Source organism: Pseudoalteromonas sp. T1lg48, from assembly GCF_002964785.1.
Lineage (GTDB): Bacteria > Pseudomonadota > Gammaproteobacteria > Enterobacterales > Alteromonadaceae > Pseudoalteromonas.
The window spans coordinates 77524-92565 of the sequence record NZ_PQCC01000004.1 but is presented as its reverse complement, the minus strand read 5'-3'; the positions used below and the strand labels follow the sequence as shown (position 1 = coordinate 92565).

General features: G+C 51.3%; 17 protein-coding genes. 6 read left to right on the top strand and 11 right to left on the bottom strand.

Translation table 11 applies throughout. From position 1 onward, the window contains the following. Positions 1-3 precede the first annotated feature (3 nt). Positions 4-858: a carboxylate/amino acid/amine transporter gene (locus C2M29_RS05825; RefSeq protein ID WP_105188862.1), complete on the bottom strand. Its 855-nt coding sequence runs from the start codon at positions 856-858 to the stop codon at positions 4-6. Between the two features lie 140 nt (positions 859-998). Beyond that, a complete protein-coding gene (locus C2M29_RS05820; protein ID WP_105188861.1) occupies positions 999-1577 on the bottom strand; it encodes a short-chain dehydrogenase in 579 nt (192 codons plus the stop codon). Between the two features lie 144 nt (positions 1578-1721). Here C2M29_RS05820 and arfB point away from each other — a divergent pair, with 144 nt between their 5' ends. Further along, positions 1722-2135: an alternative ribosome rescue aminoacyl-tRNA hydrolase ArfB gene (gene arfB, locus C2M29_RS05815; RefSeq protein WP_105188860.1), complete on the top strand. Its 414-nt coding sequence runs from the start codon at positions 1722-1724 to the stop codon at positions 2133-2135. Positions 2136-2148: 13 nt separating this feature from the next. Here arfB and C2M29_RS05810 read toward each other — a convergent pair whose 3' ends face one another. The 6 genes from C2M29_RS05810 to C2M29_RS05785 all read right to left on the bottom strand — a co-directional run bounded on the left by C2M29_RS05810 (position 2149) and on the right by C2M29_RS05785 (position 7289). Further along, on the bottom strand, positions 2149-2457 hold the full coding sequence (locus C2M29_RS05810) for a hypothetical protein (RefSeq protein ID WP_105188859.1): 309 nt from the start codon (positions 2455-2457) through the stop codon (positions 2149-2151). A gap of 169 nt (positions 2458-2626) precedes the next feature. After that, positions 2627-3652 (bottom strand): DUF2955 domain-containing protein, encoded by a 1026-nt coding sequence (locus C2M29_RS05805; RefSeq protein ID WP_105188858.1) that lies wholly within the window; start codon positions 3650-3652, stop codon positions 2627-2629. A gap of 16 nt (positions 3653-3668) precedes the next feature. Next, positions 3669-4748: an HlyD family secretion protein gene (locus tag C2M29_RS05800; protein WP_233998366.1), complete on the bottom strand. Its 1080-nt coding sequence runs from the start codon at positions 4746-4748 to the stop codon at positions 3669-3671. Then, on the bottom strand, positions 4745-5212 hold the full coding sequence (locus C2M29_RS05795) for a MarR family winged helix-turn-helix transcriptional regulator (RefSeq protein ID WP_105188857.1): 468 nt from the start codon (positions 5210-5212) through the stop codon (positions 4745-4747). The genes C2M29_RS05800 and C2M29_RS05795 overlap by 4 nt, the downstream gene beginning before the upstream one ends. Before the next feature lie 173 nt (positions 5213-5385). Further along, entirely contained in the window at positions 5386-6225 is an 840-nt protein-coding gene (locus tag C2M29_RS05790) for a DUF4198 domain-containing protein (protein WP_105188856.1), read from the bottom strand. After that, entirely contained in the window at positions 6222-7289 is a 1068-nt protein-coding gene (locus C2M29_RS05785) for a PepSY-associated TM helix domain-containing protein (protein ID WP_105188855.1), read from the bottom strand. Before C2M29_RS05785 ends, C2M29_RS05790 begins: the two co-directional genes overlap by 4 nt. A 137-nt stretch (positions 7290-7426) precedes the next feature. Between C2M29_RS05785 and C2M29_RS05780 the strand changes: the two genes are divergently transcribed. Next, complete coding sequence (locus C2M29_RS05780; protein ID WP_105188854.1) at positions 7427-8353, top strand: LysR family transcriptional regulator; 927 nt, start codon at positions 7427-7429, stop codon at positions 8351-8353. A gap of 18 nt (positions 8354-8371) precedes the next feature. Here the strand turns inward: C2M29_RS05780 and C2M29_RS05775 are convergent, their stop codons facing one another. After that, positions 8372-9295 carry an NAD-dependent epimerase/dehydratase family protein gene (locus tag C2M29_RS05775; protein WP_105188853.1) on the bottom strand — a complete coding sequence of 308 codons (924 nt, stop codon included), beginning with the start codon at positions 9293-9295 and terminating at the stop codon, positions 8372-8374. A 433-nt stretch (positions 9296-9728) separates the two neighbouring features. Between C2M29_RS05775 and C2M29_RS05770 the strand changes: the two genes are divergently transcribed. From C2M29_RS05770 to C2M29_RS05760, 3 genes are all read left to right on the top strand, one after another. Further along, positions 9729-10202, top strand: coding sequence for a hypothetical protein (locus tag C2M29_RS05770; RefSeq protein ID WP_105188852.1), 474 nt, complete (start codon positions 9729-9731; stop codon positions 10200-10202). A 151-nt stretch (positions 10203-10353) separates the two neighbouring features. After that, positions 10354-10716, top strand: a complete 363-nt coding sequence (locus C2M29_RS05765) for a hypothetical protein (protein ID WP_105188851.1) — start codon at positions 10354-10356, stop codon at positions 10714-10716. A 326-nt stretch (positions 10717-11042) separates the two neighbouring features. Then, positions 11043-11474, top strand: a complete 432-nt coding sequence (locus tag C2M29_RS05760; RefSeq protein WP_105188850.1) for a MerR family transcriptional regulator — start codon at positions 11043-11045, stop codon at positions 11472-11474. Positions 11475-11610: 136 nt separating this feature from the next. On the opposite strand, the gene C2M29_RS05755 is transcribed toward C2M29_RS05760, so the two are convergent. Both C2M29_RS05755 and C2M29_RS05750 read right to left on the bottom strand, forming a co-directional pair. Further along, positions 11611-12699 (bottom strand): alkene reductase, encoded by a 1089-nt coding sequence (locus tag C2M29_RS05755; RefSeq protein ID WP_105188849.1) that lies wholly within the window; start codon positions 12697-12699, stop codon positions 11611-11613. A 92-nt stretch (positions 12700-12791) separates the two neighbouring features. After that, a complete protein-coding gene (locus C2M29_RS05750; protein ID WP_105188848.1) occupies positions 12792-13679 on the bottom strand; it encodes a LysR family transcriptional regulator in 888 nt (295 codons plus the stop codon). 115 nt (positions 13680-13794) lie between these two features. Between C2M29_RS05750 and C2M29_RS05745 the strand changes: the two genes are divergently transcribed. Beyond that, on the top strand, positions 13795-14961 hold the full coding sequence (locus C2M29_RS05745; RefSeq protein WP_105188847.1) for an MFS transporter: 1167 nt from the start codon (positions 13795-13797) through the stop codon (positions 14959-14961). The last annotated feature ends 81 nt before the right edge of the window (positions 14962-15042 follow it).

Sequence of the window (15042 nt, the reverse complement as noted above, 5' to 3'; positions counted from 1 at the left end):
GCTTTACTGGTGCTTGTTGATGTATTTTTCGTTAACCACTAACGCCGCCATAATGATGCCGCCGCCTAAGGTTAAGCGCAGAATATCGGCATCGCGATTCCAAATCAGCACATTGACCAGGATGCCCGCAGGAATAAGCAGGTTATTCATCACCGCCAAGGTGCCCACGTTGACCTGGGTTGCGCCCTTATTCCAGGCGAAATAGCCCAGACCCGAGGCAATCAGACCTAGATAAATCAACACCCCCCATTGCGTCGGCGTTGTGGGTAGCTGGCTGTAGTCACTAAAGACGCCGTAGCAAATAAGCGCAACGACAAGCGCGCCGATAAAGAAGCAGCCAAACACCTGGTGCTGGGTAAGATGGTCATGCTTTGCCATCAGGCGCTTATACAGTACCTGACCACTGGCAAAGCACAGGTTTGCCGCCTGTACTATGGCAAAGCCGACAATAAAGCCCTGATTGATGCCATCGTAGCGAATAGCAACGGCGCCAATAATGGCCAGCAGTGCCGCCATAAAAAAGCCCCGGTTAAAGCGCCCTTCGAGCGCATCGTTAAGCAAGGTGACATACAAGGGTGTCATCACGGTAAATAACAGCACTTCCGGCACACTTAAATATAAAAACGAGTGATAGTAAAATGCGTACATCAGGCCTAACTGAACCCCGCCAATGGCCATCAGCTTAAGCGCTATATGGGGGTTTAATTGTGAAATCCGTAAAAAGGGCAAAAATACCAAGGTAGCTAGGGCGATACGGGTAAGCACGGAAAACCAGGGATCAACCTGACCGGCGAGATACACACCGATTAAGCTAAATGAAAATGCCCACAACAGGGTGGTGGCGAGAAGGTAAGTCATAGAGAGTTGTTATTATTGCCATTGTCATGGCGCTATTATGACGCGTTAGGGCGAGGCTGCGAAGAGCTCGGTGGTGTTTATAAAGAATAAGCGAAAATGAAGCGCAGGAAAGAATGTCCTGCGCCGATAAAGAGCGACTTTTATTGCACAAAGGCGCTAAATAGTTGCTGAAGTTGCGGCATGTATTCACTGACAACCGACAGGTTATTATCGCTTATCTCTTCTTCGCTGGTCTCGTTGGCTTTACCCAAGGCACCGAACAGTGAATTGCTGTTGCTGTTTTTGCTGCCGGAAAGGCTTTGTAAACCCCCCATTACCTGGTCGACCGTTTGCTGGTTTTCAGCGGAGAGGTTGCCTTTCATATTCGCAAGGTAGGCGCTGCTGATCTCGCTGCCAACGCTGACCAGTTGCTCAGGAGTAAAGCCGTAGGCGCTTAGTAGAGTCGCAAATTCCTGATACATGGCGTTGTCTTTAAGCATGCCAATGGCGCTGTCCATCATGGCATTATCGGCCGTGGTATTGTCTCCTTGTTGCTCCTGCTGAGCGCCAAGCAGGGTACTTGCATCAATATCCGTCTGGCTATCCGCCCAATTGGTAACCGCAGGGGCTGCTTTAATAAACTTCTCGACGTCTGTTGCGCTAAGCTCCAGCGCCCATGCTTGTGCCGAGCTAAATGCCGCGGAGGCAGCCAGGGTGAATGCGAATAGCATTTTTTTCATTGTTTTCTCCATGTCATAAATCTTGATTTGCGCCGTCCTCGTCACCATCTAAGCAAAAGCAAATTTGGGTGACGCCAGAGCCTAATGTTAGACTCTAAAGGTGTCGATAATAGGCTAAGTCCTTTAAGCTAAGATGAATATGTGATGCTACAGATATCCAATACCGTAACCATAGATGATTGGGAAGTCGAGCTCAGTGCGATCCGCTCGCAAGGAGCCGGCGGACAAAACGTCAATAAGGTGGCCACCGCCATCCATTTGCGTTTCGATATCAAGCGCTCAAAATTACCCGACTTCTACAAAGAGCGGTTATTGGCCTATCGCGACAGCCGTATCACCAAGGACGGCGTTATCGTGATTAAGGCGCAAAGCCATCGCACCCAGGAGCAAAACCGTGAAGAAGCGCTGGCAAGGCTTAAAGAGCTTATCTTAGCTGCGACCAAGGTCGAGAAAGCGCGTCGCGCCACCAAGCCCACTCGTAGCTCTCAGCGCAAGCGGGTCGACCAAAAAGTGCAGCGTGGGCGTACCAAGGAATTAAGGAAACTGCCTAAGATCTAAAAACACAAAGATCTTAGTCGATTATCTCAGCGTTTGGCATAGTGCGTCGGATATAGGCCTTTAACTCTTCGCTGTAGCGGTCATCGAAAACCCACTGTATTTGCCCGCCGCCATTGTAGGGCAGTTGCAATAAGCCCTTCCCATCGCTGCGATCAATTGCCACCTTACGTACTTCATGAACAGGAAATCTGGCCTCACCGATTATTAGCTCCTGCTGTTCAACCTTGATATGGGCAAAGGGGTTGGCGCTGTTAATCTCTGGCGAACAAAAAAAGAGGCGCCAAATGATCACCAGGTTGGTGAGCATGCCTAGGCCAAACAACAGATTGCTCTTGCTGAAAAAACTCCCAATCAAAGCGCATACAGCCAAGATTGCGATCGCGTACACCCACCTGGGGGTGTTGTCTCTTTTTAAAGTCAGCCTGTGCATAATCGTCCCTGTTTAGTTCTTTTGCGTTATTGTAACGCCGATATTGTAACTAAAAAAGGACCTAAAAATAGGTGTGATGGCGCGTCGCACTAAAGCGGTTGAGCATGTGATGTATTAAATAGACCAGACATAGGCTCACGGCGATGGCCACGCAGACCGAGCTAAAGCGATACAGGGCGCTGTAGATTAAATCCTGATCCGGTGCCAGTGACTGTCCGAACAAAATACCAAAGGTGGTGATCACGCCAAAGCCAATTCCCGGCAGCCCACCGCCAAGCACATGGTAGCGACTGAACACAAAGGTCAAGATCCACAGCACCAAGATCGGAAATAATAGAATCTGGCTGTAGTTAAACAACAGAATTTGCGCCCCCAATGCCAGGTTACAGCCTATCAAGGTGCCAATGATACGCTGCCAGCCCGCCATGCCCGCCGCCTTCCAACACAGCGGCAGGAGGATCAGGATAGAGGCGGCCTGAGCCGATACCGAGTCTTGTAAGTCCAAAACCTGAAACGTTATAAAAGATATTGTGGTGACGCTGGCACACAGAAGCACTTCATGACGCACGCTGGCATTGTCTTTCGCTGGACGCTGAGGCAGGGTGCGTGGTGTCACGTCCGGGAACAGCCAGTGCATCAAATAGGCGCTGCCCAAACTGACACTTACGGCCAGGATATTGCTAAAAATAAGCTCATACAGATCCATGCCCGCGGGGCTATAACTGGCGAAATGCCACTGAATCGACAATCCCACCACGCTGAGCGCACCGAATAAGAAGTTCACGCCACGACTCATCTGGTAAAACAAAAAGGCAAAGACCAAAAATGCCGCCAACGCCATAAGCACAGGGTGAAACCCCAGCAGACCTTGCACTATCAGAACCGCAAAGGCACAAAAGAGCGCGCTGGCGACAAACTGGCGGGCAATATGGGCATTGATCACAGGTACCATTCCCAGCAGCAGCATGGGGTAAACGGTAAAAAAGATGCCCATGGGCCAGTTGAACAGCTTACTTAGGGTAAAACCCAGGGTCGCACCGCTGGCGATACGCAGCATTTGTCGAACATCGTTGGCAGTCAGCATCATAATTCCACCTCGCCCATCAATAGATGTAGTGCATCAGGCTAACGAATTTAATTTGCACCTTGGCGAGGGCGGCACGAATACCGCCGTCGGGAATAATCTGCACCGTAGCGCGGGAGCCGCTTGGTAAGTAGGTTAATTTAGCGTTCGATTGCGGCTCAAGTTGCAAATGGATGCGCTGGCGCTGTGCGTCGCGTACCCAGCGATTTGACGTTTCTACCTGAGCCAGGGCGCCGTTGGCATTAAGCTGACCATCGCTGGAGCCGGCGGCAAATTCGCTGACATGGGCGCTAAAAACCTGGCCCGGCAGGGCATCAAAGCTCACCAGGGCGGCCTTACCGATACTCACATGGTAGAGCGACTTTTCGCGAAAATCGGCGGCCAGATCCAGGCTGTTGGCAACCAGGCCTGTCATGGCCATGCCGGCCTTGGCATAGGTACCTGTGGTCACCTGCAGGTTGCTGATGACGCCATCATGGGGCGCCAGTACCTGGGTATAGCTTAGGTTCAATTGGGCCTGGGCCAGAGCGTTTTTAGCCTGTTGCAAGGCAACATTATTGTCGCCGTGCTCGCCGCGCTTAATCTTGGCAGCCTGGATTTTCGCTTTGATGGCGCTGACCTGCGCCTTGGCGGTGGCCAGGCTGGCGGTGATTTCATCGCTTTGCTGCTCGGAAATCGCCTTGCTTGCGAGCAGGGCGGCGCTGCGCTTGTGTAAGCGTTGCTGTTCATTGAGCCTGGCCTCAGCGGCGCTTAAATCTGCGTTTAGGGCGCTGATGTCGGCATCGAGCTGTTGGTTTTGCAATTGTACCTGTGCCAAGGCTAACTCGGCCTGCTGTACCGCTAACTCGTAAGGTCGGGGATTGATGCGCATCAACAACTGGCCGGCTTTTACCTGCTCGTTATTACTTACTTCCACCATGACGATATCGCCGTTTACCTGGGGTGTGATCTGGGTTACCTGATGGTACACCCGGGCCTGTGGGGTCATCGGCATATAAAGGTCAGCGACGATAAAATAGCCAAAGCACACAATAAAGAAGGTAATGGCCACCTTTATGTAACGGGCAAATTGTTGGTCAGGGGTGCGTGGCTGGCTCACTCTCGTTCCTCCTGCATCAGGTTTAGTGCATTTTCTTCAAGTTGGAGCAATCCAAGGGCGAGGCCGTTGAGTTGCTCATCGCTGAGATCCCGGTAGAGGTGAGTTTTGATCTCGGCTATACGGGCGCGCAGGAGCGCCATTTGCTGGTGTCCTTGCTCGGTAAAATACAGGCGCCGACAACGTTTATCCTGGCTATCGACTCGGCGTTCGATAATCTCGCTTTGCTCCAACTGCTTTAAGGTGCGCGTCAGGCTTGGCATTTCGATAGCCAAGCTGGTTGCTAGTTCGTGCTGGGTGCAGCCCTCACCAAGGTGCTGCATATACATCATGGCCGTCCACCTTGGCTGGGTAAAACCCAAGGGCTCCACCGCCACCGTGATCGCCTGCCGGCAGATACGGTGAACGCGACCCAGTTGCCCACACAGGCTTAAATCCAGGGTTTCATGAAAAGGGGTATCGGACATGATCAATAACCTCAACTTAGTTAGCATGCTAAGTATTTTAATTTAGTTAGCAAGCTAAGTAAATGTTGTTTGCTGCTTAAATCTATGTGCTAAGGCTAGCGTGTTGATAGGGAAATAAAAAAAGGGCTCACAGAAACGCTGTAAAGCCCGTTTACATAGCCAGTTATTGCTGCTTAAAGGGGAAGCACCTCGAATACGGCTACATAACTGCCCTGGCGAATGGTCGCCGGAGCCTTGCCTTGGTGGTCTTGATATTCGGCTTCAAGCCAGTACATGCCCGGCTCGGCGAATTCCAGGGTGACTTTACCGTTTTTGTCGGCGCTGAGCTCGGTGGCCACCTGCTGGTCGCGATAGCGCTCGTCCTGGCGTACCAGGGTGACGCTTGTGCCCGATGCGGCTTCGCCATCAATAAGAAATTGCATGGCGGCCGCTTCTCCCACGTATAAATCATTGGGGTGGGTGAGGGCATTCAATTCCAGGCCTTGCCCGCTGGGTGCAATGGCGTTGGCATTGGGTGCACCTAAGGTGACGAAGGTTTCCAGTCGACGAGCGACTTCACTGACTTGCAAATCCTTGGCGTTTTTCGGCACCTGCCGGGCGAATTGCTCCGCCGTGCCTGTTTTTCCTCTTCCAGGCCAGCTCTGGCGTTTTCCGTGCTCGTCTACCCAACGCGCCACGATAGAGCGGCTGGCGTTGAATACCCGATAGGTACCGGGCTCTGTGAGGTGCAGGTCGAACACGCTGCGATAACGCAGTTCGGCGCTGTTTTGCATGGCCACCGCCTTGCCATCGGGTCCCACGGCCAAGAGGCGTTGCAGTGGATAGGCATGATGATCCGGGTTGAAAATGCTATTGGCTATGGCCGCATCGAAGGTGATCCAGGCCTCATCTCCGGACACCACAGTGGTGTTCGGTTTTAACCACACCCGGTGGGCGTGGGCGTTGTGGCCGAATAAGACGCCGGCGCTTAGGCTGGCGCAAACAAGGGCGGGGAGTAATTTAGCTAGCTTCACTGGTTGGGCTCCATGGTTAGGGTGATAGTGCCGAGCTCGTGCTTTCCTTGCTCGGTGAGAGTGATCGATTCGCCGATGGGCAAGGTGATTGGCATACGCAGCAGCTCACGCCCACCCAACTCGCGGGCAGCTTCGATATTCAGGCTGTAACTGCCCGCAGGCAGTGCCGCTATATCCGCCTTAAATGGGCTTAAATCGAGCGTGACCTGACCCGGGCGGCGAGTGGCGCCGGTTACACCATCTACCGGTAGGTTTAAGCTGCGGCCGCTGCGACGCCACCATAGGCGTAAGTCTTTAAGCCATTTTTCGCCTTCGCGTTCGGCCATTTTGGTGTCGTACCAGAGCGCCAGGTTCATTACCGCCTTACCTTGCTCGTCGGCCAGCCAGATGGCGACATAGGGCGGGTGATACTCGGCCACCGTCAGTCTGGGGATCTCCACCTCTAGCTGACTTCTTTGTGCCGCGTGCGCGGGTATGGCCAGTACCAAAGCGGGAATACCAAGCCCCGCCAACACCAGGGGCCAGGTTGACTTGCGGCCCTTGGCATAGCGTTTAAGCAGCAAGAGGCCGGTCAGCGAAAAGACGATACAGGCAATGGAGAAGAGATCGAGAAACAGGCTCCACCAGATGCCGGTGTTGCGGCCCTTATGCAGGTCGTTAAAATAGGCGACCACGCCGCGATGAGTCGCTTCCTGGTAAAACTCGCCCGTGTCCAGGGCCACGGTAAACCAGGAATCACTGCCCGCCTTAGGCATGGCGACGTAGAGCTCAAAGTCGCTCCACTGTATTTGCGCATTGGCCGCTAACCTTTGCTTGGTTTGCCCTGTATACCAGGTGGCAAAACTATGCGGCAGTTGCTCGCGCTGATTGGTATTTACAAGCTGGGTTAGTATCGCATCGGGTACCCGGGCTTCGAGTTGCGTTACTTGTGCCTGGCTTTCAATGCTGCCGGCGTGATTGAGGGTGATGCCGGTGATGGCGAACAACAACATGCCGATAAGGCATACCGCCGAGCTTATCCAATGCCAGGCTTTGAGATCCCAAAGCTTACTGCGTTTAGTCACGTATTTACTCCAGTTCGACGTGGCAATTTTTACGTCCAAATAAAAGAAATGATATTCATTATCATTTAATGGTATGCTGGCACCATCTTTGGAGCAATTGGCTTTTGCTTAAAGCTGATATAAGAAATGCTTAATCTATGAATTCTAAAATAACTCGCGCCTTGCAAGTGTTTGTAAAAACGGTGGAGGCGGGCAATATGAGCCGTGCGGCGGAGCAGTTGAATATGACCGCCTCGGCGGTGAGTCAGCAGATCACCAAATTAGAACAGGATATCGCACTGGGGCTGTTTAACCGCAACACCCGTAAACTGACGCTAACCGAGGCGGGGGAAATCTATTACGCCTCGGCGGTGCAATTACTGGCCACCGCCGAATTGGCACAACAGCAGTTGGAGCAGTTACAGCACACGCCTTCGGGGCGGCTGAAAATTGTTGCGCCCATTGGCTTTGGCGGCGGCCTGTTAAGCCAGCCCATTAAGCAGCTCACCGAGTGTTTTCCAAAAGTTGAGCTGCAATTAACTCTGACCGATGAACCCTTCGACATTATCGCTGCAGGGGTTGATCTTGCTATCTGTATAGGCCCTTTACACGACTCAACATTAATTGCCCGACACCTGGCCGACTGGCAATTGATCCCCTGTGTAAGCAGTGCCCACCCGCTCGCAGAAGTGGCGCCAACACAGCCCGATGCCTTAACCGGACACACTCACATTGGCCATATCAATAGCAAACGTTTTGCCCATACCTTAACGCATGAGCAAAACGCTGCCGCCTACGCACTGGATGAGCCGCGTTTGCTGGTTAACAATATGCAGGCGGTCATTCAGTTGACCTTGGACGGCATAGGCTATGGCATGCTGCCGGAGCCAGAGGTGCGTCATTTGCTTGCCGCCGGCAGGCTAAAACGTCTCTGCCCGCAGTGGCATTTACCCCATTACAGCGTGTACGCGGTCACCCCTCACCGCGATGCGGTGGCGGCCAAAACCCGCGCCGCTATCGACAGTCTGCGCAGCTGGTTTGAACAGGTCTCGGCTGATCCCCACTTGTGTGTGGGTGAAAACTAAAGTGATAACAAGGCGCCATTACTCTTGTAGCAGGGTGTTACGAATGCCCTGCTCATAGGGAGTCACCTTAAAATCGGGAAAGCGTGCCTTAAACTTGTTTGAGACAAAAATATTGTCAGTGGTGTAGCGCGGCAGCAGCTCTTTGGTTTCCCTGAGCTGTTTGTTAAACAGGCTGACAAGTGCATGTTGCCAGCCTTTGAGCACCTTGTAGCGGCACGGTTTGCCAAGCACCCGCGCGGCGGTGGCGATGAGTTGTTTATAGGTCAGGCGATTATCATCGCAGGGCAGGTGCCAGGTTTGGCCATAGGCATCCTCGGTATTTCCTAACAGCGCCATGGCACGGCTGGCGTCGGGCGTGTAAATTAGGGTACGCAAGGTATCATCACGTAAGAATACCAAGGCCTGTTGGTTGGCGCGTAACTTATCTAAGACGGTCGCATTGGTAATACTTTGCGTTTTCCCCGGCCCATAGAACTCAGGCGCTCGACAGATCATGGCCTTAACTTCACCTTTTTGCATCGCTTCTAACAGCATGGTGGTGATCTGCGCCCGCACGCGGCCTTTGGCTCCATAAGGTTTAAACGGCGCGTCTTCCGTTTGTGGCACATTGTTTTGCTCATACATATAGGTGTTGTCGAAATACACCAGCTTAGCGCTGTGAGTCGCACAGGCCTTGATGACATTGGCCATCATAATCGGCCATTGTTGCACCCAAATAGCAGAGTCGATGGGCAGCCCCGCAGTGAAATAAACGATGCTGGAGCCCGCAATCGCGTCATGCGTTTGCTGGGCGTCTAACAAGTCGGCACTGAGCAGCTCATCCGTCGGGTTTATCTTGCTTGGATTGCGGCTAACAAGGCGTAGAGCATGGATATGCTCTTGGTATAAGGCCTTTGCCAGTTCAGTGCCAATTTGCCCGCTCGCTCCGAGTATGGTTTGCATAAGATGCTCCGCGATTGTGTGAATATGGCTATCACTCTAACCTTAAAGTTAACTTTAATGTCAAACGTAAATATCAAGAAGGTATGGAGGGGGAGCAAAAATTAACTGGGACGCCGAGAAAGGAGAGGTTAGTTATGGTGAATATGGTTTTGTCTCTCGGGCCGTTTTGAGCGACATATCGTCTTTCATTCTTCCACCGAAATTACTGTTTATACATCCATAATTCTTGAGTTTCTCCCATAGTCAGGAAAACGACCCAATGGGTCGTTTTTGTCGTGTCCACGTTTATACCAACGTAGCGTAACTTCAATGCTGGTAAGTACTTTCTAAATTTGCTATCAATGGTCATAGGACAAAAACGAGACAGATTGCGGCAGAAAAACGACCCAATCGCTCGATATTAAATTGCTAGGGCTATAGGTAAATATTAATTATGGATGCAGTATTACCAAGAGAGCGCAATTACATTCAGATCTTCATGGCATCCTTAGCACCTCTTCCAGTCGTATTGTTTATGGCAGCTCAAGCTGAAGGCTTAGGGGCATTTATGCTCATTGTTATCCTAGTAGTTATGTTGGCTTCATTTGTTTTTTGGTTTAAAAATGGTACGAAGCCTTCTGCCTGGATTAAAGCCGGTACTTTGTATATTCGTGATGGCGCTTTCAGTGAGATCAGAATTCCGCGTAATAAAGTCCAATCTATGCGTTACGAGTCTCACCACTCTCAGTACATATCAAAAGGGCGCACCGGTGAAACTGTTGCGATGCATAAGCTATTCGTCAAAATGGAAGGGTTCCAAGAGTGGGAAGTTGCTATCAAGGACATGGTTGAGCTAGGTGCTGAATTAAGGCTGTATAAGTTTATTAAAGACAATTTTTACGATGTTGTTTTGGCTAAAAAGCCCTAACAAACGCATCAAGTCGCGCCCCTGAAAAGCGCGGCGCTGGGACATCAAAACTACGCGGCGATTAGTTTTGGTGCTTCGCCCAAGTTTAACCAATCGCCGTCTAAGTTTTGCTGCCCCTTATGCGGGCGTTATGTGTTCGTAGAGATTCGAGATGACTCGTAGGTATTTGACAATAGATGAAGCTGTATCAGCTTTAAATCGAGGCAAGGAAGTTGAAGCTTTCCTTGGGGGTTTTATAGATGGTGAAAACGCGAGTATTAAGTGGGTCTCATTTGAAAAAAACTGTACTGGCTTTATTGCTAAAGTATGGCAGTCCTTAGATGAAGGTTCAGTTGATTACTTAGATATTTATGGTTTTACTCCTTCTAATGGGGAGTGGGATGAGCCACTTGAGAGCCACATTGCAGAAAATTTATCTGACTTAATAGCAAAACTATCAGCTTTCGAAATAAAGCTTGTTAACTATGGCATTGTCCAAGATGAATACGGTGACTATAAAGCACAAAACTCATAACAAGTGTCTAGGCCAAAGGACGCAAAACACCTGGCTTGCGCTCCTTCGTCGATAATTTTAGCCAAGCATTTTTTGCCGGTTGGGCAAGCGTCACCACCGTCCGCTTCTGGCACAAAACCGCCATTCAAACCTCTCCAGCATCCGTGAAAGGGCTTGGTTCACCAACTACAGCTCGAGCTAAAACTTTGATGAGTTTACTGACGTAAGCACAGCAAATAGCAGTGTGCGATATACTGTGTAGGACGAGTGTGAGGAGGGCGCAATGCGTTATAAGGTGCTAATGAATAGATTTGAATGTAAGTGCTTGCAAACTTTTTGGGCCAGTTATGAAAATAGGTGAGCTTGCAAAACGCACTGGCTTGGCCGCATCCAAGATTCGCTTTTATGAGGACATCGGCCTGTTGCAGTTGGTTGAGCGCAAGGCCAATGGGTATCGCAGCTATCCCCCCGAAGCGGAAGTGGTGCTCAAGCTGATCGTTGATGGCCAAAAGGCCGGCTTTAGCCTGGACGAGCTGCGTCAGTTGCTGCCCGCTGATATGGAGAACTGGCAACACGACTCCCTGCTTGGGGCAATTAGGCAAAAACTAGCGGACATAGAGGCCTTACAGGTAACTTTGGCCGAAAATAAAAAGCAGTTAATGCACATCCTTTCTGAAATCGAATCCAAACCCGAGGACATGGACTGTGCAGACAACGCCAAGCGGGTGCTGGCACAAATAGGCTTGGGCTTAAAGGGTGGGGGAAAGGCGCCATCTTAGTCTGGTGACACCAGACAAGACCGGCAGTGTGGTGCAAAAGTGCGCCGTCGCAACGGCGACGGCTGCAAGGGGGTGATTAACGCGATGTCCGTTCAGATAGCCCCCAATATTGTGCCTTGCGCTCTCCTATGGCTGCCTAGGTGGCGTTTGGGTAGTCGGTATAGCCTTGCTCGGCGCCACCAAATAATGTATCGGGGTTGTGCTCGCTCAGGGCTATGCCTTGTGCTAAGCGAGCCGGCAAGTCGGGGTTGGCCACAAATGGGCGGCCAAAGCCCACCATGTCCGCCCAACCTTGTTTTAGCGCCTGATCTGCGCGTTCAAGGTTGTATTTGCCGGCGTAAATCAACACACCATCAAAGGCATCGCGAATGGCTTGTTTAAAGCTCAGTGGCATCTCGGGGGCGTCGTCCCAATCCGCTTCGGCAATGTGTACATAACCTACTTTAAGCTCGTTAAGCGCACGCACGGCTTCTACATAGGTATGCTCAGGGTGTTCGTCCACGGCACCGTTGAGTGTGGTCAAGGGGGCGAGGCGCACACCTACGGCAGTGCTATCAAACACGGTGTTCACCGCAGCAACCACTTCGCGTAAAAAGCGCAAACGGTTCACTATACTACCGCCATATTCGTCGCTACGGTTGTTCGCTTTTGAATCAAGAAACTGATTAATAAGATAGCCATTCGCTGCGTGCAGTTCGATGCCGTCGAAGCCAGCCTCTTTGGCACATTGGGCCGCGTGGCGATACTGTTCAACCACAGCTTTAATTTCGTCAACGCTGAGCGCCCGAGGCAACGATGCCTGTACAAAACCTGGGGCGTTATTGTCATCGATAAATACTTTTACGCCCTCGGCCTGCAATGCCGAAGATGACACAGGCTGTTTGCCGCCGGTGTTGCTCTCGTGCGAGACCCGTCCCACATGCCACAGCTGAGCGTAAATCACCCCGTCTTTATGATGCACCGCGTCGGTTACCTTTTTCCAACCAATAACCTGTGCTTGGGTGTAAATTCCGGGCGTCCAGGCGTAGCCTTTACCCAGTTCACTAATTTGGGTGCCTTCACTAATAATCAGCCCCGCCGATGCGCGCTGTGCGTAGTAGGTGGCCATTAAATCGTTGGCTAAGTCGCCCGGTTGAGTGGAACGCGAGCGCGTCATAGGTGGCATCACAATACGGTTTTTAAGTACCTTGCCAGCCAGAGTGATGGGAGTAAATAGTGGGTTCATGGGACCTCCTAAGTTATGCTGCGCACAGCCTAACCCAGAATATTCCCACTATTAACCGCAATAAATGAAAAACACTTTTGTTGAATTTGCAATTATAGCCGAAGGCGTGGCTCTATAAAGTCTAAAAATGCGGAAATACGAGACGACACCGCGCTATTGCGATAGTACACCGCCTGCACTACTTCTCGGCGGTTAGGGCTTAAAATGTGGTCGTTGAGCACACTCACCAAGCGGCCTTCGTTAATGTCATCGTTGATCATAAAATGCGACAGCATGGCTAAGCCTTGGCCTGCAATGCACAACTGGCGCACGGTTTCGCCGCTTGAGGCGCTAATGGCAAAGCGTAGCTGTTGGGGACTTTTAAGCGGCCAATTATTTAGATGCGGAGCGTCGCTAAAGCCAATAAGACGCTGATTGCTTAAGCTTAAAATAGTGTCTTCTAGTGGGTTTTGGGCCAAATAACCTGGGCTGGCAACAATGTGCAGTTTGCTATAACCAAGGCGCCGGGCGTGCAAGTTGGAGTCGCTTAGCTCGCCAATGCGAATGGCTATGTCGGTTTTGTGCTCAAGCAGGTCAATAATGCTGTCGTGGCTGGTTAACTCTAACGTAATTTCTGGATAAGCGCGGCAAAACTCACCGATAAGCGGTGTTAGTTGGTGAAAGACAAAGGGACTGGCCGCATCCACTCGTAGTTTTCCCGATGGAGTGCGGCGTAGCAAGCGCAGAGCTTCTTCACCTTGCTCGAGCACATTGAGGCCATCGCGAGCAAAGCTTAAAAACAGCTCTCCTTCTTCGGTGAGCTCCAATCGTCGGGTGGTACGATTAAGTAAAGTGACGTTTAAGGTGCGCTCCAGGCGCGTTACCGCGCGCGACACCTTGGCCACCTGCTGATCGAGCAAGGAGGCCGCTGTAGAGAAGCTGCCGGTATCTACCACGGTGATAAAGGCTTCTAAATCTTCGGTTTTGGCGTTAACAGGCATACGCTTACCTTTTCATTTATTGCAAAAGTATTTTGTCACTACTGCTATTTTTTGCAAATTATTTTCCTCCCACAATAGCCCCTCGTTTTGATATGAACTCAACAGAGGAACCACAATGCCTATCGCATTACTCGCTTTAACCCTGAGTGCCTTTGCCATTGGTACCACGGAATTTGTGATTGTTGGCTTGGTCCCAACCATAGCCCAAGACTTAAACGTTAGCCTGCCAAGTGCCGGTTTATTGGTGAGCCTGTATGCCATAGGTGTGGCGGTTGGTGCACCTGTGCTCACCGCGTTAACTGGGCGTTGGAATCGTAAAAGCTTACTGCTCAGCCTAATGGCGTTGTTTGTTTTTGGTAATGTGTTGGCGTGGCAAGCGCCAAGCTATGAGAGTCTGATCATGGCTCGCATTCTCACGGGTCTGGCTCACGGGGTGTTTTTTTCCATTGGCTCCACCATAGCTACCGGTTTAGTGAGCAAAGAAAAGGAAGCCAGCGCGATCGCCATTATGTTTACCGGCTTGACCGTGGCCTTGGTCACCGGTGTCCCGCTAGGCACCTGGATTGGTCAAAACTTTGGCTGGCGTGCAACCTTCCTGGTGGTCTCAGCCCTTGGATTAATTGCCTTGTTCGGCAGTGCCATTTTAGTTCCCAGTAACCTAAAGCAAAGCCGACCTGCGCAGCTTAAAGAGCAGTTTCAGGTACTGGTGCAACCGCGTTTGCTGCTGGTTTATTTAATGACCATATTAGGATATGGCGGCACCTTTACTGCGTTTACCTACCTTGCCCCCATTTTGCAGCAAGAGACGGGGTTTGCGCCCTCAGCCATTAGCCTGATCATGCTTGTCTATGGTGTGTCGGTTGCCATTGGCAACGTGTTTGGTGGCAAGTTGGCCGATAAAAAAGGCCCCATTAACGCCTTAACCATCATTTTTACCGCACTGTCGGTGGTGCTCTTTATATTGACCTTCACCATGGGCTCAAAAGTGGGGGCGGTGATCACCGTATTAGTCTGGGGAGCCTTTGCCTTCGGTAACGTGCCGGGTTTGCAGGTGTATGTGGTCAAGCTGGCAAAAAAGTATACTCCGAATGCGGTGGACGTGGCGTCCGGCTTAAACATCGCGGCATTCAATATAGGTATTGCGCTCGGCTCGGTGCTCGGTGGCGCCATTGTTGAGGGCATGACCTTAAAAGACACCGCCTGGGTGGGTGGGCTGATTTCTATTTTCGCGCTGCTGGCTACTCGTTACAGCGGTTATCTGGATAACCGCACCGCAGCTTAGGCCGTTAGCATCAGGTGATATTCGTTAAAGTGGCGCACAAGGTGTGGGGTTAGGGGGAAGCTAGTTGCTTCTTACGCTCCG